The organism is Pseudomonas sp. B40(2017) (assembly GCF_002112855.1).
GTDB classification, from domain to species: Bacteria; Pseudomonadota; Gammaproteobacteria; order Pseudomonadales; family Pseudomonadaceae; genus Aquipseudomonas; species Aquipseudomonas pharyngis.
The window spans coordinates 56,208-77,707 of record NZ_NEIT01000003.1; the positions used below are offsets into that span (position 1 = coordinate 56,208).

Annotated in this window: 22 protein-coding genes and 1 tRNA gene; 15 read left to right on the plus strand and 8 right to left on the minus strand. The window is 60.3% G+C overall.

Going from position 1 to position 21,500, the window contains the following annotated elements:
* Positions 1-179 precede the first annotated feature (179 nt).
* Positions 180-1,550 (plus strand): DegQ family serine endoprotease, encoded by a 1,371-nt coding sequence (locus tag CAF76_RS07670; RefSeq protein ID WP_236189711.1) that lies wholly within the window; start codon positions 180-182, stop codon positions 1,548-1,550.
* Positions 1,551-1,626: 76 nt separating this feature from the next.
* Here CAF76_RS07670 and CAF76_RS07675 read toward each other — a convergent pair whose 3' ends face one another.
* Positions 1,627-3,060 (minus strand): M48 family metalloprotease, encoded by a 1,434-nt coding sequence (locus CAF76_RS07675; protein ID WP_039772673.1) that lies wholly within the window; start codon positions 3,058-3,060, stop codon positions 1,627-1,629.
* A 97-nt stretch (positions 3,061-3,157) separates the two neighbouring features.
* On the opposite strand from CAF76_RS07675, the gene CAF76_RS07680 reads away from it, so the two are divergent.
* A complete protein-coding gene (locus CAF76_RS07680; protein ID WP_007958011.1) occupies positions 3,158-3,397 on the plus strand; it encodes a sulfurtransferase TusA family protein in 240 nt (79 codons plus the stop codon).
* Between the two features lie 32 nt (positions 3,398-3,429).
* Positions 3,430-4,500 carry an AI-2E family transporter gene (locus tag CAF76_RS07685; RefSeq protein ID WP_039772670.1) on the plus strand — a complete coding sequence of 357 codons (1,071 nt, stop codon included), beginning with the start codon at positions 3,430-3,432 and terminating at the stop codon, positions 4,498-4,500.
* A 34-nt stretch (positions 4,501-4,534) separates the two neighbouring features.
* On the opposite strand, the gene CAF76_RS07690 is transcribed toward CAF76_RS07685, so the two are convergent.
* Entirely contained in the window at positions 4,535-5,008 is a 474-nt protein-coding gene (locus CAF76_RS07690) for a peroxiredoxin (RefSeq protein WP_039772668.1), read from the minus strand.
* A gap of 10 nt (positions 5,009-5,018) precedes the next feature.
* The gene (locus CAF76_RS07695; protein ID WP_007958014.1) at positions 5,019-5,579 is read right to left on the minus strand and encodes a glycine cleavage system protein R; all 561 of its coding nucleotides are present in this window, start codon (positions 5,577-5,579) and stop codon (positions 5,019-5,021) included.
* A gap of 313 nt (positions 5,580-5,892) precedes the next feature.
* Here CAF76_RS07695 and dapA point away from each other — a divergent pair, with 313 nt between their 5' ends.
* The 5 genes from dapA (at position 5,893) to CAF76_RS07725 (ending at position 9,586) form a co-directional block, all read left to right on the plus strand.
* The gene (gene dapA / locus CAF76_RS07705; protein ID WP_007958015.1) at positions 5,893-6,771 is read left to right on the plus strand and encodes a 4-hydroxy-tetrahydrodipicolinate synthase; all 879 of its coding nucleotides are present in this window, start codon (positions 5,893-5,895) and stop codon (positions 6,769-6,771) included.
* Positions 6,772-6,788: 17 nt separating this feature from the next.
* A complete protein-coding gene (gene bamC / locus CAF76_RS07710; protein WP_011332910.1) occupies positions 6,789-7,904 on the plus strand; it encodes an outer membrane protein assembly factor BamC in 1,116 nt (371 codons plus the stop codon).
* Positions 7,905-7,908: 4 nt separating this feature from the next.
* A complete protein-coding gene (locus tag CAF76_RS07715; protein ID WP_011332911.1) occupies positions 7,909-8,670 on the plus strand; it encodes an MBL fold metallo-hydrolase in 762 nt (253 codons plus the stop codon).
* Positions 8,671-8,698: 28 nt separating this feature from the next.
* Positions 8,699-9,412 (plus strand): phosphoribosylaminoimidazolesuccinocarboxamide synthase, encoded by a 714-nt coding sequence (gene purC, locus CAF76_RS07720; protein WP_007958019.1) that lies wholly within the window; start codon positions 8,699-8,701, stop codon positions 9,410-9,412.
* Positions 9,413-9,496: 84 nt separating this feature from the next.
* Positions 9,497-9,586, plus strand: a tRNA-Ser gene (locus CAF76_RS07725).
* 73 nt (positions 9,587-9,659) lie between these two features.
* Here the strand turns inward: CAF76_RS07725 and CAF76_RS07730 are convergent.
* A complete protein-coding gene (locus tag CAF76_RS07730) occupies positions 9,660-10,556 on the minus strand; it encodes a DUF2950 domain-containing protein (RefSeq protein ID WP_085648603.1) in 897 nt (298 codons plus the stop codon).
* Positions 10,553-11,953 carry a DUF3300 domain-containing protein gene (locus CAF76_RS07735; protein WP_085648602.1) on the minus strand — a complete coding sequence of 467 codons (1,401 nt, stop codon included), beginning with the start codon at positions 11,951-11,953 and terminating at the stop codon, positions 10,553-10,555. Before CAF76_RS07735 ends, CAF76_RS07730 begins: the two co-directional genes overlap by 4 nt.
* 257 nt (positions 11,954-12,210) lie before the next feature.
* On the opposite strand from CAF76_RS07735, the gene ppk2 reads away from it, so the two are divergent.
* Positions 12,211-13,035 carry a polyphosphate kinase 2 gene (ppk2, locus tag CAF76_RS07740; protein ID WP_085648601.1) on the plus strand — a complete coding sequence of 275 codons (825 nt, stop codon included), beginning with the start codon at positions 12,211-12,213 and terminating at the stop codon, positions 13,033-13,035.
* A gap of 61 nt (positions 13,036-13,096) precedes the next feature.
* Here ppk2 and CAF76_RS07745 read toward each other — a convergent pair whose 3' ends face one another.
* A complete protein-coding gene (locus tag CAF76_RS07745; protein WP_039772660.1) occupies positions 13,097-13,288 on the minus strand; it encodes a DUF1508 domain-containing protein in 192 nt (63 codons plus the stop codon).
* Positions 13,289-13,563: 275 nt separating this feature from the next.
* Here CAF76_RS07745 and CAF76_RS07750 point away from each other — a divergent pair, with 275 nt between their 5' ends.
* The 6 genes from CAF76_RS07750 (at position 13,564) to CAF76_RS07775 (ending at position 19,145) form a co-directional block, all read left to right on the plus strand.
* The gene (locus tag CAF76_RS07750; RefSeq protein WP_085648600.1) at positions 13,564-14,532 is read left to right on the plus strand and encodes a glycosyltransferase family 2 protein; all 969 of its coding nucleotides are present in this window, start codon (positions 13,564-13,566) and stop codon (positions 14,530-14,532) included.
* 3 nt (positions 14,533-14,535) lie between these two features.
* A complete protein-coding gene (locus tag CAF76_RS07755; RefSeq protein WP_085648599.1) occupies positions 14,536-15,246 on the plus strand; it encodes a bifunctional 2-polyprenyl-6-hydroxyphenol methylase/3-demethylubiquinol 3-O-methyltransferase UbiG in 711 nt (236 codons plus the stop codon).
* Positions 15,243-15,629, plus strand: coding sequence for a GtrA family protein (locus CAF76_RS07760; RefSeq protein WP_085648598.1), 387 nt, complete (start codon positions 15,243-15,245; stop codon positions 15,627-15,629). The genes CAF76_RS07755 and CAF76_RS07760 overlap by 4 nt, the downstream gene beginning before the upstream one ends.
* Positions 15,626-17,722: a DUF6311 domain-containing protein gene (locus tag CAF76_RS07765; RefSeq protein ID WP_085648597.1), complete on the plus strand. Its 2,097-nt coding sequence runs from the start codon at positions 15,626-15,628 to the stop codon at positions 17,720-17,722. The genes CAF76_RS07760 and CAF76_RS07765 overlap by 4 nt, the downstream gene beginning before the upstream one ends.
* A 73-nt stretch (positions 17,723-17,795) precedes the next feature.
* Complete coding sequence (locus CAF76_RS07770; RefSeq protein WP_045121852.1) at positions 17,796-18,722, plus strand: LysR substrate-binding domain-containing protein; 927 nt, start codon at positions 17,796-17,798, stop codon at positions 18,720-18,722.
* A 57-nt stretch (positions 18,723-18,779) separates the two neighbouring features.
* Complete coding sequence (locus CAF76_RS07775; RefSeq protein ID WP_085648596.1) at positions 18,780-19,145, plus strand: 5-carboxymethyl-2-hydroxymuconate Delta-isomerase; 366 nt, start codon at positions 18,780-18,782, stop codon at positions 19,143-19,145.
* Positions 19,146-19,148: 3 nt separating this feature from the next.
* On the opposite strand, the gene CAF76_RS07780 is transcribed toward CAF76_RS07775, so the two are convergent.
* A complete protein-coding gene (locus CAF76_RS07780) occupies positions 19,149-20,084 on the minus strand; it encodes a LysR family transcriptional regulator (protein ID WP_064594151.1) in 936 nt (311 codons plus the stop codon).
* 198 nt (positions 20,085-20,282) lie between these two features.
* A complete protein-coding gene (locus tag CAF76_RS07785) occupies positions 20,283-21,467 on the minus strand; it encodes a cyanate transporter (protein WP_085648595.1) in 1,185 nt (394 codons plus the stop codon).
* Positions 21,468-21,500 lie beyond the last annotated feature (33 nt).

A 21,500-nucleotide genomic window follows, 5' to 3' on the forward strand; every position in this document is an offset into this window, starting at 1 on the left:
TCTGGCCTTGTTTGTTGTTCCCGGAACAAAAATGCCGGCCTGTGGTTTCCGGTGTTCCTTGCTCCATATCGCTTAACCCTGCTCGTCGTAACGGGAGCTGTATGTCGATACCAAGCTTGAAGTCTTATCTCTCCATTTTCGCCACGGTGCTGGTGCTCGGTCAGGCTGTTCCTGCAGCCATGGCGGCTGAAGCGGTCAGCCCGGCCAGCCTGCCTGATTTCACCCAACTGGTCGAACAGGCCTCGCCTGCGGTGGTGAATATCAGTACCACGCAAAAGCTGCCGGATCGCAAAGTGAACCAGCAGATGCCTGACCTTGAAGGCTTGCCACCGATGCTGCGCGAGTTCTTCGAGCGCGGCATGCCGCCGCAACAGCGTTCTCCGCGTGGTGATCGCCAGCGTGAAGCGCAATCGTTGGGTTCGGGCTTCATCATTTCGCCGGATGGCTACATTCTGACCAACAACCACGTGATCGCCGATGCCGACGAAATCCTAGTGCGTCTGGCAGATCGCAGTGAAATGAAGGCCAAACTGATCGGCACCGACCCACGTTCCGACGTCGCGCTGCTGAAAATCGAAGGCAAGGATCTGCCAGTGCTGAAGCTTGGCAAATCTCAGGATCTGAAAGCCGGCCAGTGGGTCGTGGCAATCGGTTCGCCATTCGGCTTTGACCACACCGTGACCCAAGGCATTGTCAGCGCCGTCGGCCGCAGCCTGCCGAACGAAAACTATGTGCCATTCATCCAGACCGACGTGCCGATCAACCCGGGCAACTCCGGTGGCCCGCTGTTCAACCTGAACGGTGAAGTGGTCGGGATCAACTCGCAGATCTACACCCGTTCCGGTGGCTTCATGGGCGTGTCGTTCGCCATTCCGATCGACGTGGCCATGGACGTTTCCAACCAGCTGAAAAGCGGTGGCAAGGTCAGTCGTGGCTGGTTGGGCGTCGTCATCCAGGAAGTGAACAAGGATCTGGCCGAGTCGTTCGGTCTGGACAAACCGGCCGGTGCGCTGGTTGCACAGATTCAGGATGACGGCCCGGCTGCCAAGGGCGGCCTGCAAGTGGGTGACGTAATCCTGAGCATGAACGGTCAACCGATCGTCATGTCCGCTGACCTGCCACATCTGGTGGGTGCGTTGAAGGCCGGCGCCAAAGCCAATCTCGAAGTGATTCGTGACGGCAAACGCAAGAATGTCGAGCTGACTGTCGGCGCCATCCCGGACGAAGACAAGGAGCTGGACGCGCTGCCGAAATCCGGTGCCGAGACCAACAGCAATCGCCTGGGTGTATCGGTCGCCGAACTGACCGCCGAGCAGAAGAAAACCTACGACCTGAAAGGTGGTGTGGTAATCAAGGAGGTGCAGGACGGCCCTGCGGCCCTGATCGGTCTGCAACCGGGCGACATCATCACGCACCTGAACAATCAGGCCATTGGTTCTTCCAAGGAGTTTGCCGAGATTGCCAAGGCGCTGCCGAAGAACCGTTCGGTGTCGATGCGCGTTCTGCGTCAGGGTCGTGCCAGCTTCATTACCTTCAAACTGGCTGAATGATCCGATTGTTGAAGTGAAAAAAAACCGCCTCGAAAGAGGCGGTTTTTTTGCGTCCGGAATTTGTCTCGGCTTGGGCTTAACCCATCATGTCCTTGACCATGCGCTCTTGCTCCATCAGTTCGCGCTGACGGGCATCGATACGCGACGACAGTGGGAAGTTGCTGCCGGCCTTGCGCTTGGCGAAGTCCAGTTGCTGGATGGCCTGGCGATAGTCGCCGACCAGCGCGAAATACTCGGCACGGGCCTGATGCAGGCCAATGATGTTGCCGGACAGACCACGAGTCTCGGCGACCTGATACCAGACGTCCGGATCGTCCGGACGCGATTTGAGCAAGCCCTCCAGCGCCTTCTCCGCATCGGCGGTACGGTTTTGTTTCAGCAGCAGATCGACGCGTACCTGGTTCAGCGGGTAGTTGCCTGGGTACTGACTGAGCATCCGGTCAACCCGGGACTGGGCATCGGCCAGCTTGTTGTTGGTGATGTCCAGATCGACCTGCGCCAGGTTGTAGATGATCTCGTTCGGCGATTTGGCCAGCAGTTGCTTGAGATTCTCTCGGGCTTCATTCAACTGACCGCCCTTGATCTGGGCGATCGCCAATCCGTAACGGGCCACATCGTTGTTCGGATTATCGTCCAGTTGCGCGCGAAAACGCTTGGCGCCGAGCCCCGGCGTTTCTTCGTAGGTCAACTGCACCCGCGCGCGGATCAGTTGATAGCGCTTGCTGTCTTCGATGCCGCCGGGTTTTGCCTGCTCGGCGCGGTTGCGGGTGTCGGCGATCCGCGATTCGGTGACCGGGTGAGTCAGCAGGAATTCCGGTGGTTTGGCATCAAAGCGATACTGGCGCATCAAACGCTCGAACATGGTCGGCATCGAGCGCGGATCGTAGCCGGCCTTTTCCAGGTTGAGGATGCCGATGCGGTCGGCTTCCTGTTCGTTCTGGCGCGAGAAACGCCGTTGTTCCTGGATCGCCGCTGCTTGGGTACCGGCTATTGCTGCAATGCCGGCGTCACCGGCGCCGGCAGCGGCGATCACGATACCGGCCAGCAGCGCTGCCATCATCGGCACCTGCATCCGCTGCGACGCCTCGACGCCACGAGCGAAGTGGCGCTGGGACAAGTGAGCCAGTTCGTGAGCCAGTACCGAGGCATATTCGCCTTCGGTCTGGGCATTGAGGAAAAGACCGCCGTTGACCCCGACAATCCCGCCCGGTGCGGCGAAGGCGTTCAGCTGCGGGCTGTTGATCAGGATGAACTCCAGGCGTCGGTCATTGACCTGGCTGGTTTCCACCAGCTTATAGACACTGGACTCGACGTAGTCCTTGAGTTGTGGATCGTTGAGCTGCGAAACCTGGCTGCGCAGCAATGCCAGCCAGGCGCGACCTAGTTGATATTCCTGTTGTGGCGAGACGATGGCAGAGCTGGCGTCACCGAGTGACGGCAGGTCGTCGGCGAAGCCCGGTGAGGCGAGCAGGCAAGCGAGCGTCAGCAGGGTAGGGCGCAGAAATGTCATGCACAAAGCCTTAGTCGACAAAGACCTTACTGTAGCCGGACACCGGGCCTGCGACCAGATATTCTAGGCAGCCTGACCACCTGATTCGGAGTGACGCATGACCGACGCTGTAGCCCATGACTGTGAACTGGACGCCAGTGGCCTGAATTGTCCGTTGCCGTTGCTCAAGGCCAAAATGGAGCTGAACAAGCTGCCCAGTGGCGCAGTACTCAAGGTGATTGCCACGGATGCTGGCTCGCAACGCGACTTTCGCACCTTTGCCAAATTGGCCGGTCATACGCTGCTGCGTGAAGAGGACGAGGCGGGTGTCTACCGTTACTGGCTGAAAAAAGCCTGAAACCGACCGCGTAAATGACCTAAGGAAAATTGATGTTCAAAGTGTTGCGCGACTGGATTCAGCGCTACTTCTCCGATGAAGAAGCCGTGGTGCTGGCGGTGCTGCTGTTTCTCGCCTTCACCGCGGTACTGACGCTTGGCGGAATGCTCGCGCCGGTGCTGGCCGGGATGGTGCTGGCGTATCTGATGCAGGGGCTGGTGCTCACGCTTGAACGTCTGCGCGTGCCCGGTGGGGCGGCGGTCGGTCTGGTGTTTGCACTGTTCATGGGCGTGCTGATGGTGTTCATCGTCGTGGTGCTGCCGCTGCTCTGGCATCAGTTGATCACGCTGTTCAACGAGCTGCCGGGCATGCTCGCCAAGTGGCAATCGCTGCTGTTGTTGCTGCCCGAGCGCTATCCGCATCTGGTCTCCGATGAGCAGGTGCTGCAAGCGATCGAAGCGGCGCGAGGCGAGATCGGCAAGTTCGGCCAGTGGGCGTTGACGTTCTCGTTGTCGAGCCTGCCGCTGCTGGTGAACATCATGATCTATTTGGTGCTGGTGCCGATCCTGGTGTTCTTCTTCCTCAAGGATCGGGCGATGATCGGCGAGTGGGTGCGCGGCTATTTGCCACGAGAGCGGGCACTGATCACTCGGGTCGCCGAGGAAATGAACCGGCAGATCGCCAACTACATTCGCGGCAAGGTCATCGAGATCGTGATTTGTGGCGGCGTGACCTACATCGCCTTCGTCGCCCTCGGATTGAACTACGCAGCACTGTTGGCGTTACTGGTGGGCGTGTCGGTGGTGGTGCCGTATGTCGGCGCCGTGGTGGTGACCGTGCCGGTGCTGCTGATTGCGCTGTTCCAGTGGGGCTGGAGCGATCAGTTCATCTATCTGATGGCGGTTTACGGGATCATCCAGACCCTGGACGGCAACGTGCTGGTGCCGTTGCTGTTTTCCGAAGCGGTCAACCTGCACCCGGTGGCAATCATCTGCGCGGTGCTGTTGTTCGGCGGGTTGTGGGGATTCTGGGGAGTGTTCTTCGCGATTCCGCTGGCGACGTTGTTCAAGGCTGTGCTTGATGCCTGGCCGCGCAAGGAGCCGGTGGTGGCGCCGCTGCTTTGAGAATGAATCGGCGCCCGCAAGGGCGCCGACAGCATCAGGCCTTGTTCAGCGCCTGAGCAGCAGCCAGCACTGCATCCACATGTCCTGGCACTTTCACGCCGCGCCATTCCTGACGCAGTACGCCGTTCTTGTCGATCAGGAAGGTGCTGCGATCAACGCCCAGGTATTCCTTGCCGTAGAGCTTTTTCAGCTTGATCACGTCGAACAACTGGCAGACGGCCTCGTCCTTGTCGCTGATCAGCTCGAACGGAAACTCCTGCTTGCACTTGAAGTTCTCGTGGGATTTCAGGCTGTCGCGGGAAATGCCGAAGATTTCCGTGTTGGCAGCCTTGAATGCTGCGTATTGATCACGAAAGCCCTGGCCTTCGGTGGTGCAGCCCGGGGTGCTGTCCTTCGGATAGAAGTAGATCACCACTTGCTTGCCCTTGAGGGCCGACAGGCTGACGGTCTGCCCGCTGGTGGCAGGTGCTTCGAAATCCGGAACCGGTTGGTCGATAACAACGGCCATGAAAGCTTCCTTACATTGGGTTCTGTGGGCGCCACGGTTCGATCAGTGCATCCAGGTTCATGGCGTCGGCGAAATCCAGGAACTGGTCGCGCAGCCAGCTGATCTGGGTGCCGGCGGGCAGGGTCACGGTGAACGTGGCGTTGAGCATGGTGCCGCCGGTCTGCGGTGCCTGATAGGTATCGCAGGTCAGGTTTTCCAGCTCGACGTTGTGATCCATGAAGAACTGGCACAGCTCGTTGATGATGTCCGGACGGTATGCCGAAGACACGTAAGCCACGTACGGCAGGGCTTGCGGACGGTTTTCCAGAGCGGCGCTGCGCACTACGTTGACGGTGAACGCATGACGCTTGGCCAGCACCGGCAGGCTGCCTTCCAGGCGGGCCAGGGCGTCCCAGCTGCCGGAGACTTCGAGCACCAGCGCGCTGCACTCGCCGTGGCGGGTCAGGCGCGAGGTGACGACCGCACAGCGGTTTTCATGGCTGGCGCGGCACAGGACGTTGGTCAGCTCCATGGGATTGGCGCCGAGGGCACTGATGACAAGGAATTGTTCGCGAACTGTGGGGGTGGACATGCAGCATTCCTAAAGCGATGAGCGGTCGGTAGCGAGAGGGCGTTGATTGCCGGGGCAATGACTGTCCGGAAGACCCGATTCGTGTGGCGCTACGGCTCCATGAACAAGCAAGCGTACGGCAACGACACTGGAACGGGGCCCGGGAGGCCGAAACGGGAGACTGGAACCCGGCGTACAAGCTGATCAGTACCGATCAAAGTCTGAAGGGTAGCGAAAAGCGGCGCCAAGGGGAATGGCGGCACAGTACTTCGCTTGTGCAAGCATCTTGGCGCCAGTACCATTACCGCTCTCTTTTTCCGGCAGGAGCGGTTTCATGATTGCGGGCAGTATGGTGGCACTGGTCACACCCATGGATGCACAAGGGCGTCTTGACTGGGACAGCCTCAGCAAACTCGTGGACTTCCATCTCAAGAACGGCACCCATGCCATTGTCGCGGTCGGCACCACCGGCGAGTCGGCAACCCTTGATGTAGAAGAACACATCGCCGTCATCAAAGCCGTGGTCAAACAGGTTGCCGGTCGCATTCCGGTGATCGCCGGTACCGGCGCCAACTCGACCCGAGAAGCGGTCGAGCTGACCCGCAATGCCAAAGAAGCCGGTGCCGATGCCTGCCTGCTGGTCGTTCCGTACTACAACAAGCCAACCCAGGAAGGCCTGTACCAGCACTTCAAGCACATCGCCGAAGCGGTCGACATTCCACAGATCCTCTACAACGTTCCCGGCCGCACCTCCTGCGACATGCAGGCCGAGACCGTGATCCGCCTGTCCACCGTGCCGAACATCATCGGCATCAAGGAAGCGACCGGCGACCTGAAACGCGCCAAGGCGATCATCGACGGCGTGAGCAAGGACTTCATCGTGCTGTCCGGCGATGATCCGACCGCCGTTGAGCTGATCCTGCTGGGCGGCAAGGGCAACATCTCCGTCACCGCCAACGTCGCGCCACGCGAAATGGCCGACCTGTGCGAGGCCGCGCTCAAGGGCGACGCCGAGACCGCACGGGCCATCAACGAAAAACTGATGCCGCTGCACAAGGACCTGTTCATCGAAGCCAACCCGATTCCGGTGAAGTGGGCTTTGGTCGAAATGGGCCTGATGCACCAAGGCATCCGCCTGCCGCTGACCTGGCTGAGCGCTCCTTGTCATGAAACGCTGCGCTCGGCCCTGCGCCAGTGCAACGTCCTGGTTTAATTGAGGAAGTACAACGCATGAAGCGAATGGCCGGACTTTCCGCACTTGCCTTGATTATCTCCAGCACCAGTGGCTGCGGATGGATCTGGGGCCCGGAAGGTTATTTCCGTGACCGTGGTAGCGATTACCTGGAAGCGCAACAGACTGCACCGATGCAACTGCCACCGGACGTCAGCACCTCCAAGCGCCTGGATCCGCTGCTGCCGATCCCGCGCAACGTGGCCGACGACACCGCCAAGGGTGAGTACATCGTTCCGCGCCCTCAACCACTGTCGACCGTGGCCGACGCCAGCGACTACTCGCTGCAGAAGAGCGGTGATTCGCGTTGGGTCATGGCCCAGCATCCACCGGCCGAAGTCTGGCCAGTGGCGGTGCAGTACTTCCAGGACAACGGTTTCCGTCTGGATGAACAGCGCCCGCAAACCGGCGAATTCACCACCACCTGGCAGCATTCCGACGAACTGTCCGCCGCCATGGCCAAGCGTCTGAGCGCCGCCGGCGTCAGCACCGACAGCGAAACCCGCGTGCGGGTGCGCATTGAGCCGGGCGTGCAGCGCAACACCAGTGAAGTCTATGTGGTCAGCGCCGAGCGTCCTGCCGGCAGCACCGCCAATGTCGATTTCACCAACCGTTCGGTCAATACCGGCCTCGACGCTGCGCTGGTCGACGACATGCTCGCGAGCATGAGCCGTACCTCCGAGAAGGGTGGTTCGGTGTCGATGCTGGCTTCGCGTGATTTCGATACCCCGAGCCGTGTCAGCCTGAGCGAAGACGGCAGCGGCAACCCGGTGCTCAACGTCGGTACCGACCTGGATCGTGCCTGGTCGAGCGTCGGTCGTGCGCTGGAGCAGGGCGAATGGCGCGTTGAAGACATCAACCGCAGCCTGGGCCTCTACTACATCAACTTGTCCGAGAAGGCCGAGAAGAAAGACGAGAAGCCTGGTTTCTTCAGCAGCCTGTTCGGCAGCGCGCCGACCAAGGAAGAAGTTGAAGCCCGCGCCGAGCGTTATCAGGTTCGCCTGAGCAAGGTCGGCGAGAACGTTCAGGTGACCGTCGAGAAAAACATCAACACCGTAGCGCCGGCCGATGTGGCCCGTAAAGTGTTGAGCGTGATTCAGGACAACCTGGGCTGATCCAATGCGTTTTGCCGTTCTCGGCAGCGGTAGCCAAGGGAACGGCACGCTGATCGCCAGTGCTGATACGTATGTGCTGGTGGATTGTGGTTTTTCCCTGCGGGAAACCGAAAAACGCCTGTTGCGCCTGGGTGTGAACCCGGCGCAACTGAGCGCGATACTCGTAACCCACGAACATGCCGACCACGTGCATGGCGTGGGTTTGCTGTCTCGGCGCTACAATCTGCCTGTGTACCTCAGTCGCGGCACACTGCGCGGGATGCGCAAACCGATTGAACCTGCCGGTTTCGTGACCGGTGGCGAGCAGTTGCAGATCGGTGCTCTGAACATCGGGGTCATTGCCGTGGCTCATGATGCACAGGAACCGACCCAGTACGTATTCAGCGATCAAGAGCAGCGGCGCTTCGGCCTGCTGACCGACCTGGGTTCATACTGCGAGCGGGTGCTGGACGGCTATCGGGACCTCGATGCGTTGATGATCGAGTCCAATCATTGTCGCGACATGCTGGCCCGTGGTCATTACCCGTACTTTCTCAAGCAGCGGGTGGGCGGCGAGCTGGGACATTTGAACAACCATCAGGCGGCATTCCTGGTGGCCGAGTTGGGCTGGCAAGGCCTGCAACACCTGGTCCTGGCCCATCTGAGCAGCAAGAACAACCTGCCGCAGCTGGCCCGGCAATGTTTTGTCGACACCCTCGGGTGCGACCCGGACTGGCTGCAACTGGCCGATCAAGATTCAGGGCTCGACTGGCGCCACATCGCCTAGCCCATCTACTTAGCAAGCGGAGCCCATCATGGAAAAACGTGAAGAACTCTACCGCGGCAAAGCCAAATCGGTTTACAAGACCGACGACGCTGACCGCTTGATCCTGCTGTTTCGCAACGACACTTCGGCGTTCGACGGCAAGCGCATCGAGCAGCTCGACCGCAAAGGCATGGTGAACAACAAGTTCAACGCTTTCATCATGCAGAAACTCGAAGCGGCCGGCATTCCGACCCAGTTCGACAAGCTGCTGGCCGACAACGAAGTGCTGGTGAAAAAACTCGACATGATCCCGGTCGAGTGCGTCGTGCGTAACTACGCCGCCGGCAGCCTGGTCAAGCGTTTGGGCGTCGAGGAGGGCATGAAGCTCAACCCGTACACCTTCGAACTGTTCCTGAAGGACGACGCCAAGGGCGACCCGTTCATCAACGAATCCCACGTCGTGGCCTTCGGATGGGGCACCGCCGAGCAACTGGCGCGCATGAAAGAACTGTCGCTCAAGGTCAACGAAGTCCTGAGCAAACTGTTCGACGACGCAGGCCTGCTGCTGGTGGACTTCAAGCTTGAATTCGGCGTGTTCAGCGACGGCTCCATCGTCCTGGGCGACGAGTTCAGCCCGGACGGCTGCCGTCTGTGGGACAAGGACACCAAGAAGAAGATGGACAAGGACCGCTTCCGTCAGGGCCTCGGTGACGTCATCGAAGCCTACGAAGAAGTCGCCAACCGTCTGGGCGTACCGCTTTAATCGACGCAAGCATCTGATAGCACGGAAAAAATTTCGTCTGGGGGTTTCCCATTCAGCGAAAGTGTTGTTATGATGCGCGCCGTTGGAGAGATGCCAGAGTGGCCGAATGGGACGGATTCGAAATCCGTTGTACCTTCACCGGTACCTAGGGTTCGAATCCCTATCTCTCCGCCATACATAGAAAAACCCCGTAGCTGAGAAGCTGCGGGGTTTTTTCGTTTCTGATCCGGCGCAATTCGACACCCAACTACTTCTGCCCCAAATCCACCACCTCCCAACTATCATCCGGATCAAACCGCTTCATCGCTTTCGCCACCTTCTCCCCATCCGGCCCGAGGTCCTTCTGAAACACCTGGCCCTCATGGCTGATCATGAAGCTCATCACCCCGGTGTCGGCATACTTCGCTGGCCAGGCGATCAAGGCGAACCCGCGGCTCATCTTGTCTCCAATCAGATAGCTGTAAGCGCCGCCCGGGGCTGACGGGCCTTGGGCGTCGAGGATGCGGAAGTGGTAGCCGTGCCAGTCTTCGTCGTTGATGGCCTGGCCGAAGGCGGGGCCGAGGGGGCTGATCTGGCCGCTGTCGTCTTCTGGCCAATAGAGGCCGTCGTGTTTGCCGGGGGAACTGAAGATTTTCTGTGCGTATTCGAGGGCGCCGTCGCCGTCGCGGTCTTCCGAGGCGTAGTCCATTTGCGCGTCGTGGTAGGCCAGCGCCGATTGCACCGCCGCCAGTTCGTTACGGCCGATGCGGCGGGCGCGGATTTCGACCTGGGCGGCTTTCGTGTCGAAGCGCCAGCCGGTTTTGTCTTTGATGAGCGGGATGGGCAGCGTCCAGTGATCGGGCCCTACGGAGAGTACGGCCTTGTTGTCGCCGGTCTTTTCCAGGGTGTGCTGTTCGCGGTATTGCTGCAGGAAGGCATCGACATCACTGCGCTGCACGCCTTCGCGGGGAATGAAACTGTGCCATTCCTCGCCCAGCAGTTCGGTCAGGCGTTTTTGGTCGGCGTGTTGCGTGCCGAGGGCTTCGACGAAGGCGTCCGCGGCTTTTTCCGGGGTTGGAAATACCTGCTGGGCCGAGGCGAAGGTCGATAATGCGAGGCCGGCCGCGAGGGTCAGGCAGTTTTTGACCAGAGAATGGATGTTCATCGACGGCCACCTCCTCTCTGACGCATGCCCCCGCCGGATGGCCGGCTGATCTGATGTCCGGCGGCGCGGGAGGTATTGGGACGTTGCGCAGAAATCTGGCTGGCACGGCCGCGATCAGCCTGGACGCGGGTCTGGGACGGAGAGCGCGCGCCGGCAAAGGCGTTGTTACGCGCACTGCCTGCTGCGGGTCGGGCTTGAGATGCACGAGGTTCACGTTGATTGACGCCGGGCTGGCGCGCCTCCCGCGTATTGCCTTGAGCGCGGGAGGCGACTCTGGGTCTGTCCGCGCCGCCTTGCATGCGATTGCCGACATTGGCGGATTGCGCTTCGCGGACTTGATTGCGGGCTTCGCGATTGCTGGTGGCAGGGCGCTCGATACCGGCCCTGTCCATCGAACTGCGCGCCCGTTCTCGAGCCTGCGCCCGCTGCGCGTTGTCCCCGCGATAGGCATCACGCTGAGCCGCACCGTCCAGCTGCCGGCCATACTGCGCGCGGCTGCGGTTGTCACGATAAGGCACGCCATCGCGATGCACGTTGTTGTGCTGCCACTTGTTCTGGTTGTTGGTGATGCGGTTATTGCCGTTGATATTGTTGTAACGGTTCACATCGATGTCGATGTCGTTATTGCCCCAGTCGCAGTCACCCCACAACGACGCGACGACCGCCACGCCCGTGCCGAAGGCCAGCCCGGCCACCAGTGCCTGACCCGGGTAGTAAGCGGGCGGCGGCGGGTAATACACCGGCGGCGAGGCCGGATAAGGCCAGGTGCCGTAAGTAGTAGTCGGGTTATAGGTCGGAACGTAGACCACCTGCGGATCGGCGGGCTGAATGATGATGGTCGTGTTGTCGGCCGGCTTGGTTGAGCCGGAAGAGATGGGCGGCGTTACGTTCTGCACCGTCACATTCTGATATTGATTGCTCTGTAGATTGCCCGCCGTCTGGGCTTGACGCCGCAAGCGCTGGACGCCGGCCATGAGTTCGTCAGGCTGGGCCAGGAAGGCATCCCCCAGACGCTGCACCCAGACCGGATCCTGCCCCAGTGTCGCCAGGACCTGCGGAAACGCCACCAAGGCCTGCACGCTCGGGTCCCACGTCTGGCTGGCCACTTGCTTGACCGCGTCATCGCCCTTGGCATCCGGATGGGCCTTGGACCAGGTCACGGCTTCGGCGACTTCTCCCGGATAGGTGGCGGCCATCAGCACTTGAGCGAGCAGTGGGTCGGGATACAGCGCAATCGACGCGAGCATTTGGTCGAGCTGCTCCGTGGTAAACACGGCATCTTTGGCCGGCGCGGTGGCAGCCGCCGGTGCCGCAGGCGCATCGGCGGCCTGCACCAGGACCGGTGCAGCGCTCAAGGCGAGCATGAGCGACGCGGCACGCAAGAGCGAACTGTGCATGACCTCTTCCCCACATCCAGATGGCAGGTTTGCAACACGCGAGGCATCAACGGCCGACATTGGAAGCTGCGCCGTGATGGAGAATGGTTGGCGATTGGCGTTCCGTCAAAAACTGCACAGGCTTTTTCGCAATAAGCACGTTGCCTGAGCGTTACCGCCCGTTTGCTTGCGTTTTGCGATAAATGACTAAACTTTCCGGTTCCAGGTCATGCATTGCCGACGAGCCTGGCTGTCGTTCCAACCCGAGAGGTCTGGTCATGGCAAAGGGAAAGAAGAAAGACTCGCCCCGAGAAAAACCTGACGAACATATAAAACTGTCGAACAAGGACTACCTTGCCGAGTTGCGCCGCCTGCATGTCGAACTGGTGAAAATGCAGGAGTGGGTCAAGGCCGAAGGCATCAAGATCTGCATCATCTTCGAAGGCCGCGACGGTGCGGGCAAGGGTGGCACCATCAAGGCGCTGACCGAGCGGGTCAGCCCGCGAGTCTTTCGCGTCATCGCGTTGCCGGCCCCGACCGATCGCGAGAAGAGCCAGATGTACCTGCAGCGCTATCTGCCGCATTTACCGGCGGCCGGCGAAGTGGTGATCTTCGATCGCAGTTGGTACAACCGCGCCGGCGTCGAGCGGGTGATGGGCTTTTGCACGGACAAACAGGTCGACAAGTTTCTCAAGACCGTGCCGCTGGTGGAGCGCGCAGTTGTCGGTTCGGGGGTGATCCTGCTCAAATACTGGCTGAATGTCAGTCAGGAAGAACAGACCCGGCGCCTGAAGGCGCGCATTGTCGACGGTCGCAAGATCTGGAAGCTGTCGCCGATGGACCTCAAGTCCTACAGCCGCTGGTATGACTACTCCCGGGCGCGGGACGACATGATCGAAGCGACCGACACCGATTACGCTCCATGGCTGGTGGCCAACTCGAACGACAAGCGTCGGGCGCGGCTCAATATCATCTCGGATCTGCTCAGTCGCATCCCCTACAAGGAGGTGCCGCGAGAGAAGGTGACCTTGCCCAAACGGCAGAAACCGGGCGGTTATAAAGAGTCGGATTATCCGTTCAGGCACATTCCCGAGAGGTTCTGAAACCGCATTCGTTCAGTCGCCGGAGCTGCCAATACAGGCAGCCCGGCGTCTTGGGTTTTCCTCAGATCTCCTTGACCGGTGTCTCACCCTTCACACCTTTGATCAACTCGATCACATGCAGACAATCCGCCTTGTTCACGTACGATTCGCCACTGGCGACCGTCTCGTGATTCCCCGCCCTTAATCTCCAGCGCCATTGGCCTTTACCGGTGCTCGGGGTGCCTTTGGATTGCCTGTAAATCTCGAAATACATTCAATTCGCTCCATGCGATGCGTTTGTGCGACAACCTGTCGCTTCGACGCAAGCCTAGCGGAGCGCGGTTTTTTGGCTATCGAGGATTTGTTTCCAATCGTTGGAGAATGTTTCCGTCATGTGCGGGGCAGAGCGTCGGGATCGACCTTTGGATTGGCAGGTACGTCCTCGCGGCGCCCTTGCATGACCTGGTTGGGTGCTGCTTAATACGGCGAGGCTCATGGCGTCGAATCCGTTTCGGCGACCCACCAACACTATAAGAAAAGAGCACTCCATTGACCCATCCGCACGGAACACAACACGTGGGCCCCGTGAAGTTGTCGCTGGTGATCCCCGTATTCAACGAAGAGGACAGCCTCAACGGTTTTCTCCTGCGCATTCGTCAGGTTTTCGAGCAAGAGACGCTGGTCGAGCTGGAACTGGTGTTCGTCAATGACGGCAGTTCCGATACAACACTGGAGCGCTTGCTGCACTGCCAGCAGAGCGACTCGCGCATCCGTATCGTCGATCTGAGCCGTAACTTCGGCAAGGAGGCGGCGCTTTCCGCCGGTCTGCAGATCTGCACTGGGCAGATCGTGGTGCCGATCGATGTAGATTTGCAGGATCCGCCCGAGGTCATTTTGCAAATGATCGAGCGTTGGCATGAAGGCTTCGAGGTGGTGCTCGGCCATCGCCTTAGCCGGCGCAACGATACTTGGGCCAAGCAAACTTCCGCCAGTTGGTTCTATCGCCTGCACAACAAAATTGCCGAACAGTCATTGCCGGAAAACGTCGGTGATTTCCGGCTGATGGATCGCTGCGTGGTCGACGCGCTGCTGACCTTGCCCGAGTCCCGGCGCTTCATGAAAGGCCTGTTCGCCTGGGTCGGTTTCCGCACCACGCAAGTCGAGTACGAACGCCCGGAGCGGGCGGCGGGGCAGAGCAAGTTCAATGGCTGGCGACTGTGGAATTTCGCCCTCGAAGGCATCACCAGTTTCAGCACCGAACCGTTGCGGATCTGGACGTATCTGGGGGCGCTGGTCTCTCTGGTGTCGTTCGCCTTTGCGATGTTCATTGTGCTGCGCACGCTCATTCATGGCGTTGACTTGCCCGGTTACGCCTCGCTGATGGTTGCCGTGACGTTTCTCGGCGGCTTGCAATTGATCGGTATCGGCGTGCTTGGCGAGTATCTGGGCCGCACTTATATCGAAGCGAAGCGCCGGCCGGTTTTCCTGGTGCGCCGCATTTACGAATCCAAGGACTGAAGCATGGATCTCAAGGAAACCGACATCCTCGGCGACAGCATCGGCGAGCATTGGTATTACTGCTCCAAAGCGGCCGCCACCCGCCGCTTGCTGGGTGACGCGCCGATCAAACGAATTCTCGACGTCGGCGCTGGTTCAGGATTCTTCTCCCATCATTTGTTGACCCACACGGCGGCGCGCGAAGCGTGGTGCGTGGACATCAGCTACCCGGCCGATTCGAGCGCCACCACCGCCGGCAAACCGGTGCATTACCGTCGCTCGATCGACAAAGTCGACGCTGATCTGGTGCTGCTGATGGATGTGTTGGAGCACGTTGATGACGACCTCGGCCTGCTCAAGTCCTACGTCGACAAAGTGCCGTCCGGCAGTCGCTTTCTGATGACCGTGCCGGCGTTCCAGTTCATGTGGAGCGGGCACGATGATTTCCTCGAACACAAGCGTCGCTACACCCTGAAGCAATTCGAGGCTCTGGCGGGTAACGCCGGATTGACGGTGGAGCGGGGCGCCTATTACTTCGGCGCGGTCTTCCCGCTTGCGCTGGCGTCGCGCCTGATACCCGGTGGCATTCGGGGTTCGGCCCCGCGCTCGCAGCTGAAAAAACACCATCCGTTGGTCAATATGCTGCTGAAAACCCTGTGCAGTCTCGAGCTGCCGTTGATGGGTATCAACCGCCTCGCTGGTCTGAGTGTCTTCGTGCTGGCGCGCAAGCCGTGACACCCACCGAAAGATCCGCCTTGATCCAGCGCGGCTTGCGCTTCGCCGTGACCGGTCTGTTTGTCACGGCGCTGCACGCGCTGGTGGCGGTGCTGTTCATCAACTTCGTCAGCCCCCTGCCTCCGTTGGCCAACGGTGTGGCTTTTATTGTGGCGACGTTGGTGTCCTACGTGATCAACACCACCTGGAGTTTTTCGGCCCGCCTGCACGGTAAAACCCTGCTGCGTTTCATGCTGGTTTCGGCGAGTGGCTTTCTGTTGGCGATGTTCGTGGCCTGGGCGGCACAGATGGCAGGGCTGCACTATCTCGCCGGAATCGGTGCCGTGGCGCTGACGATTCCGGCATTCACCTTCGTACTGCATAACTTCTGGACGTATCGATGAAGGACTCACAGGAGCACCCGGCACTTTCCCTGTTGCCATTGTTTTTGGGTGCTCTGGTGTTTTTTCTGGTGGTCGGACCGCAAGCGCTGAACCCGCAGAACATTGCCTGGCTGGAGCAGGGCGATCCGGCCACGCATTATCTGGGCTGGGCGTTTTTCCGACATTCACCGTGGACTTTCCCGCTCGGGCTCAATCCGTCATATGGATTGGAACTGGGTAGCGCGATCATTTTTTCCGACTCCAATCCACTACTGGCGCTGTTGTTCAAACCATTCAGTGCCTGGTTGCCGGACACCTTTCAGTATTTCGGATTGTGGCTGCTGGCCTGCTGTGTCCTGCAGGCCTGGTTTGGCTGGAAACTGATGGGGCTGATCACGGCCAATCCCTTGATTCGACTGCTGGGTGCCGGGCTGCTGGTGTTCTCGCCAGCGATGCTCTTGCGTATGGGCGGGCATCTTTCACTGGCCGGCCATTTCCTGATCCTGGCTGCGTTATACCTCGCGCTGCTGCCGAACCTGCGCCGACGGCGCTTGGCCTGGGGCACCTTGCTGGCGGTGACGGCATGGGTGCACGCCTATCTGCTGGCCATGGTTGCGCTGATCTGGGTGGCGGATTTGCTGGGCAAGACATTCAATCAGTCACTGGCCCGGCGTCAGGGTTTGATCGAGGGCGGCATGCTTTTCGCCCTGGTGAGCGTGTGTTGCTGGCAGGCCGGGTACTTCAGCATTGCCGATGGCGCGGCCTCCGGCGGTTTTGGTTTGTACCGGATGAATCTGCTGTCGCCTGTCGATCCGGCCGGCTGGTCCCTGATTCTGTCTGGTCTGCCAAAAGGAGAAGGAGATTACGAAGGTTTCAACTACTTCGGCCTGGGCGTTCTGTTGCTGGTGCCGCCGGCTTTTTTGGCCTGGCTGCGTAACCGGCATTCCTTGAAGGATGAAGTAAGTGCTCGTCCATGGCTGTTGCTGGCCATGCTCGGTTTATGGCTGTTCGCGCTGTCGAACCGAATAGGCATTGGCGCGTTGACGTTCGAGTACCCGCTGCCGGATGGCGTCATTGCCCTGGCCAGTATTTTTCGGGCCTCGGGGCGGATGTTCTGGCCGGTGTTGTATGCCTGCGTCCTGACCATGATTTTTCTGGTGATACGCGGTTACCGGCCACGCATCGCCATCGCTCTGCTTGCCGTCGTGTTGTTGATCCAGGTTGCCGACACCCGCGGCGGATGGATGGCTATCAGCCAGGGAAAAATGTTGGCGCCATCATCGGTGTGGAGCAGCCCGATGGTTGATCCCTTCTGGGCCAGTGCTGCTGCGCGTTATAGCAATGTGCGCAGTCTGATGCCGCAGAACCAGGGCGAACGCTGGCAGCTGATCGCCGGTTTCGCAGCGACCCACGGGCTGAAAACCGATGCGGTGTATCTGGGGCGTATGAGCACTTCGGCGCTGCTGTTGGCACAGCAGAAAGCACAGGCGATGCTCGAATCCGGGCAGTACGACCCAGACTCGTTGTACCTGCTGGACGACGATGCGCTGGTCGAAGCTGCAAAAAACATCAACAGTGAAACCGATCTGTTGACGCGCGTGGACGGGGTAGCGTTACTGGCGCCTGGCTGGAAGCGCTGCAGGGAATGCCTGCAGATGCCTGATGAAGGGCAGCAGATATTGCTCACGCCGCTCACTCGTCCAGGGCAAACGCTCACCTTCAACTATCGCAACCGACAACTGACCGGCGGCTGGTCGAAGCCGGAAAGCTGGGGGACGTGGACGGAAGGACAACTGGCGAAAATCCAATTGAGAGTATTGCCACCGGCACGCTCAATCGTGATCGACGCATTGGCATTCATTCAGCCCGGGCACCCCGGCCAGCGGGTGATCGTCAGCCTGAATGGCCAACAGGTACTGGATACCCGTTTGACGCAGTTTCAAGGCAACCGCCTGGAGATTCCGATTAGTGCCGCGCTCAACCAGCGCCTCGGGAGGGATGACCGGCTCGACATCGAATTGCAGCTGCCGGATGCCGTCAGCCCTCGGCAGCTGGGTATCAACGACGATTCGCGGATTATTGGCCTGGGGCTGAAGACGTTGACGGTGCAATGACGCAGCGTTTCGATGGACGCCGCCCCCACGGCCTTTCTACACTTCCGCCATCTGGGGATCGGGGGGGCAATGGATGAACCGCAATGAACTTCGCAAGGCCGACATCAACCTGATGGTGGTGTTCGAGACTTTGATGCTCGAACGCAACGTGACGCGGGCCGCCGAGAAGCTGTTTCTCGGTCAGCCGACGATCAGCTCGGCACTCAACCGTCTGCGCACCATGCTTAACGATCCGTTGTTCATTCGCGTCGGCCATCGCATGGAGCCGACTGCCCGCGCCGAAGACATTTATCGCCATCTCAAGCCCGCGCTCGATTCGCTGTCGGTGGCGCTGAGCCTGACCCGTGATTTCGACCCTGCCGTCAGCACCATGACGTTTCGCATCGGCCTGTCGGACGACGTCGAATTCGGCCTGCTGCCGCCGCTGTTGCGCGCCTTGCGTCAGGAGGCGCCGAGCGTGGTTTTCGTCGTACAGCATGTCGATTACTGGCGGATTCCCGACTTGCTGGCGGCGGGCGATATCACCGTCGGCATCAGTCAGACCCGCGGCCTGCCGGCCAATGCCAAGCGCAAACTGCTGCGGCACATTCAGCCGAGCATCCTGCGTGCCGACAAGTCCGACACGCCGCTGACCCTCGATGAATATTGCGCACGTCCTCACGTGCTGGTTTCCCACACTGCCAATGTCAGCGGCTACGCCGATGAGTGGCTGGCAGACATCGGTCGCACCCGTCAGGTGGTGCTGTCGGTGCCGCAGTACAGTTCGTTGCCGGCGCTGTTGGCCGGCACCGACCTGATCGCCAGCCTGCCGGATTACACCGCCGACGCCATGGCCGCTTCCGGGTTCTTGTTCAAGGAGCCGTTCCCGTTCAAGACCCCGACCCTCGACCTGTCGATGGTCTGGCTCAGCCACGTCGACAGCGATCCGGCGGAGCGCTGGCTGCGTTCGCGGCTGGAGCAATTCATGAGTGAGCGGCCGGTGATGTCGTCGTTGGCGTGAGTCAGGCGTTGCTGTGTTATATCTACGGCCTTTTTGCCGAACCTCTGGAGCACTGACATGCCACATCTGCACCTGGAATACACCGCCAACCTGCCGCAACTGAACGCCGACGTGGCGTTGATCCGGCTCAACAACACGCTGGTGGGTTCCGGTCAATTCTCGGCGGAGTTCGATATCAAGAGTCGTGCCACCAAGGTTGAAACCTTCAAGGTCGGTACCGCCATGAACGAGCGCGCCTTTGTGGCGGTAAGGCTGGCGCTGTTCAGCGGTCGTTCCTCCGAGATCAAGACGCAACTTTCGCAGAGCCTGCTGGCGGTGTTGCAGGAACTGTGCGAATGGCCGGTCGGGGTCGAGGTGCAGCTGAGCGTGGAACTGCTCGACATCGACCGTGGGTCCTACAACAAGACCGCCATCGGCGTGTAGAACTCAGGCCGTTTCCAGTTCCGCGCAGGTCTTGATGACCTGCTCGCGCAGCCAGAGGTTGGCGCTGTCCTGATCGACGTTGTGGCTCCACTGCATGTCGAGGGTGAACCCCGGCAGACCGTTCGGCGCCTCGCAGTGGTTGAACACGGCATCGTTGGTCAGCAAACGCTGGATACGCCGGGGCAGGGTGAGGATGAAATCGGTACCGGTGATCATCTTCAACGCCGCGCTGTAACTGTTGGAGCGGGCGACGATCTGGCGTTTCTGCGCCTGGCGCGCCAGCCAGCCATCGACCATGTTGGTGGTCGACGTCCACGGCGTCGGGAACACATGCCGGCGTTCGGTGAAGGCTTGCAGACTCAGGCGCGGTTCCAGCGGCGTGGCGCGTTTGTCGAAGACGCAGACCAGGTCATCTTCCAGCAGCATGCGTGACTTCAGGTCGGCGTGACTGCGATGGAAGTGCGGGCCGAAGCAGATCACCAGATCGAGGCTGCCGTCGCGCAACTCTTCGACCGGCACGTCGGTTTCGAACTTGTGCATGTTGACCATCACCGGCAAGTCATCGAAGTCGAAGCGCTTCAACATTCGCGGCAGGATCAGTTGTTCGAAGTATTCCGGGGCGCAGATGTTGAAGGTCACCGGTTGCGCCATCGGGTCGAAGGTCGGGGCGCCGGCGTGGCACAGGTTGATGCTTTCGAGGATTTTCTGCACATGGCCATACATGCTGCTGGCCTTGTAGGTCGGGCGCATGCCCGTGCGGGTGTTGACGAACAATTCGTCTTCGAAGCTGGTGCGCAGTTTTTTCAGGCAGTAACTGACGGTGGACTGACTGACGAACAGCGCCTCCGAGACGTCGGTGACGCTGCTTTGCTCATACACGGCGACAAACACCATGAGATCCTGCATGTCGAGCTTTCTAAGCAAGTTACTGTTCAGCATCCGTTCTGTCTCGCTGTGCTCCTTGCGCCGAATCCGCGCAAACGTGTGCGCATGATCGTAACGGAACGATGGTGCCAGGAGAAAGCCCTGTAGGACGTTTCACGGTCAGTTGTGGGACAGAAAGTTTTAGTAACACGACGTGCCCAATCAAACCCGGCAAAGATGGCCAGAAGCCTTTATCCAGACGGGTCGGTCAGATTAGCCCATGTGCTGCGCGTAATACCGCGGGTTGAAACGCAGCACCATCAGCAGCATCAGCGCCATCACCGCCGTCAATGACCACCAGGCCCATTCGAAGTTGCCCAGTCGATCGCGAACCATCCCGGCCATCAACGGCGAGAGCCCGGCAATCAGGTAGCCGATGCCTTGGACGAATGCGGTCAGCCCGCCGGCCCGTTGCGGTTCGTCGAGGTGATCGAGGGATACGATCAGGCTCATCGGAAACAGTCCGCCGATGCCTAGCCCGAGCAGGCAGGGCCACAGCAGGCTCAGGTGCTGCGGGCTGAGGATCAGACCCAGGAATCCGGCGATGATCAATCCGAGCAGAGCGCCGAGCACCAGGCGTCGGTCACGGCTGCGATTGGCGATGGCGGGCACCACCAGCCCGGAAATCACCTCCATGGCCGTCAGAAAACCCAGCATCAGGCCGGCGTTTTGTTCGCTCCAGCCTTTTTCCACGTAGTACGGCGCCAGCCAGGCGAGCACGCAGGTGTAGGACGCGGTGCCCAGACCGAAGAAGATCGCGAGCAGCCAGGCTCGGGAATTCGTGAAGAAAGATTCTTTTCTGACAGCGGCCCGGGTGGTCTCCGGTGACGTGGCGCGGGTTGCCCACCACACAGGAATGGCGAGCAGTGCCAAAATCGCCCAGACCGCCAGACCTGCCCGCCAGTTGCCGGTCTGCATCAACACCCACGGTGCAAACGAAGCCGCCAGCGCCGCGCCGCCCATGATCGAGGTGACGTAAAGCCCCATGCACAGCGCCACGTTGTCGGGAAACCGCGATTTGATCAGCGCTGGCATCAAGGCCTGGATCAGTGCAATGCCGATCCCGGCCAGCACGGCGCTGGCGATCAATTCCCCCGCCGAGTCGAGAAACAACCGCGACAGCGTTGCCACGCCAATGATCAGCAACGACAGCAGCACCGTGCGTTGTTCACCAAGGCGCTGGCTGACCGCCATGCCGAAGAACATCGCCAGCCCCATCGCCATCACCGGCAGCAGCGTCAGCAACGCTGCGAGGCTGAAACTCAGCGGCATATCGCCGCGAGTGGCCGAGAGCAAAGGACCCACCGCCGCCATCGACGGGCGCAGGTTGAGGGCGACCAGGATGATGCCGAGCATCAGCCAGAGGGCGGGGCGGGCAGCGGCGCGAACGTTTTCCATCTTCAAACCTTTGGACCAGAGAGTGTCGATTAG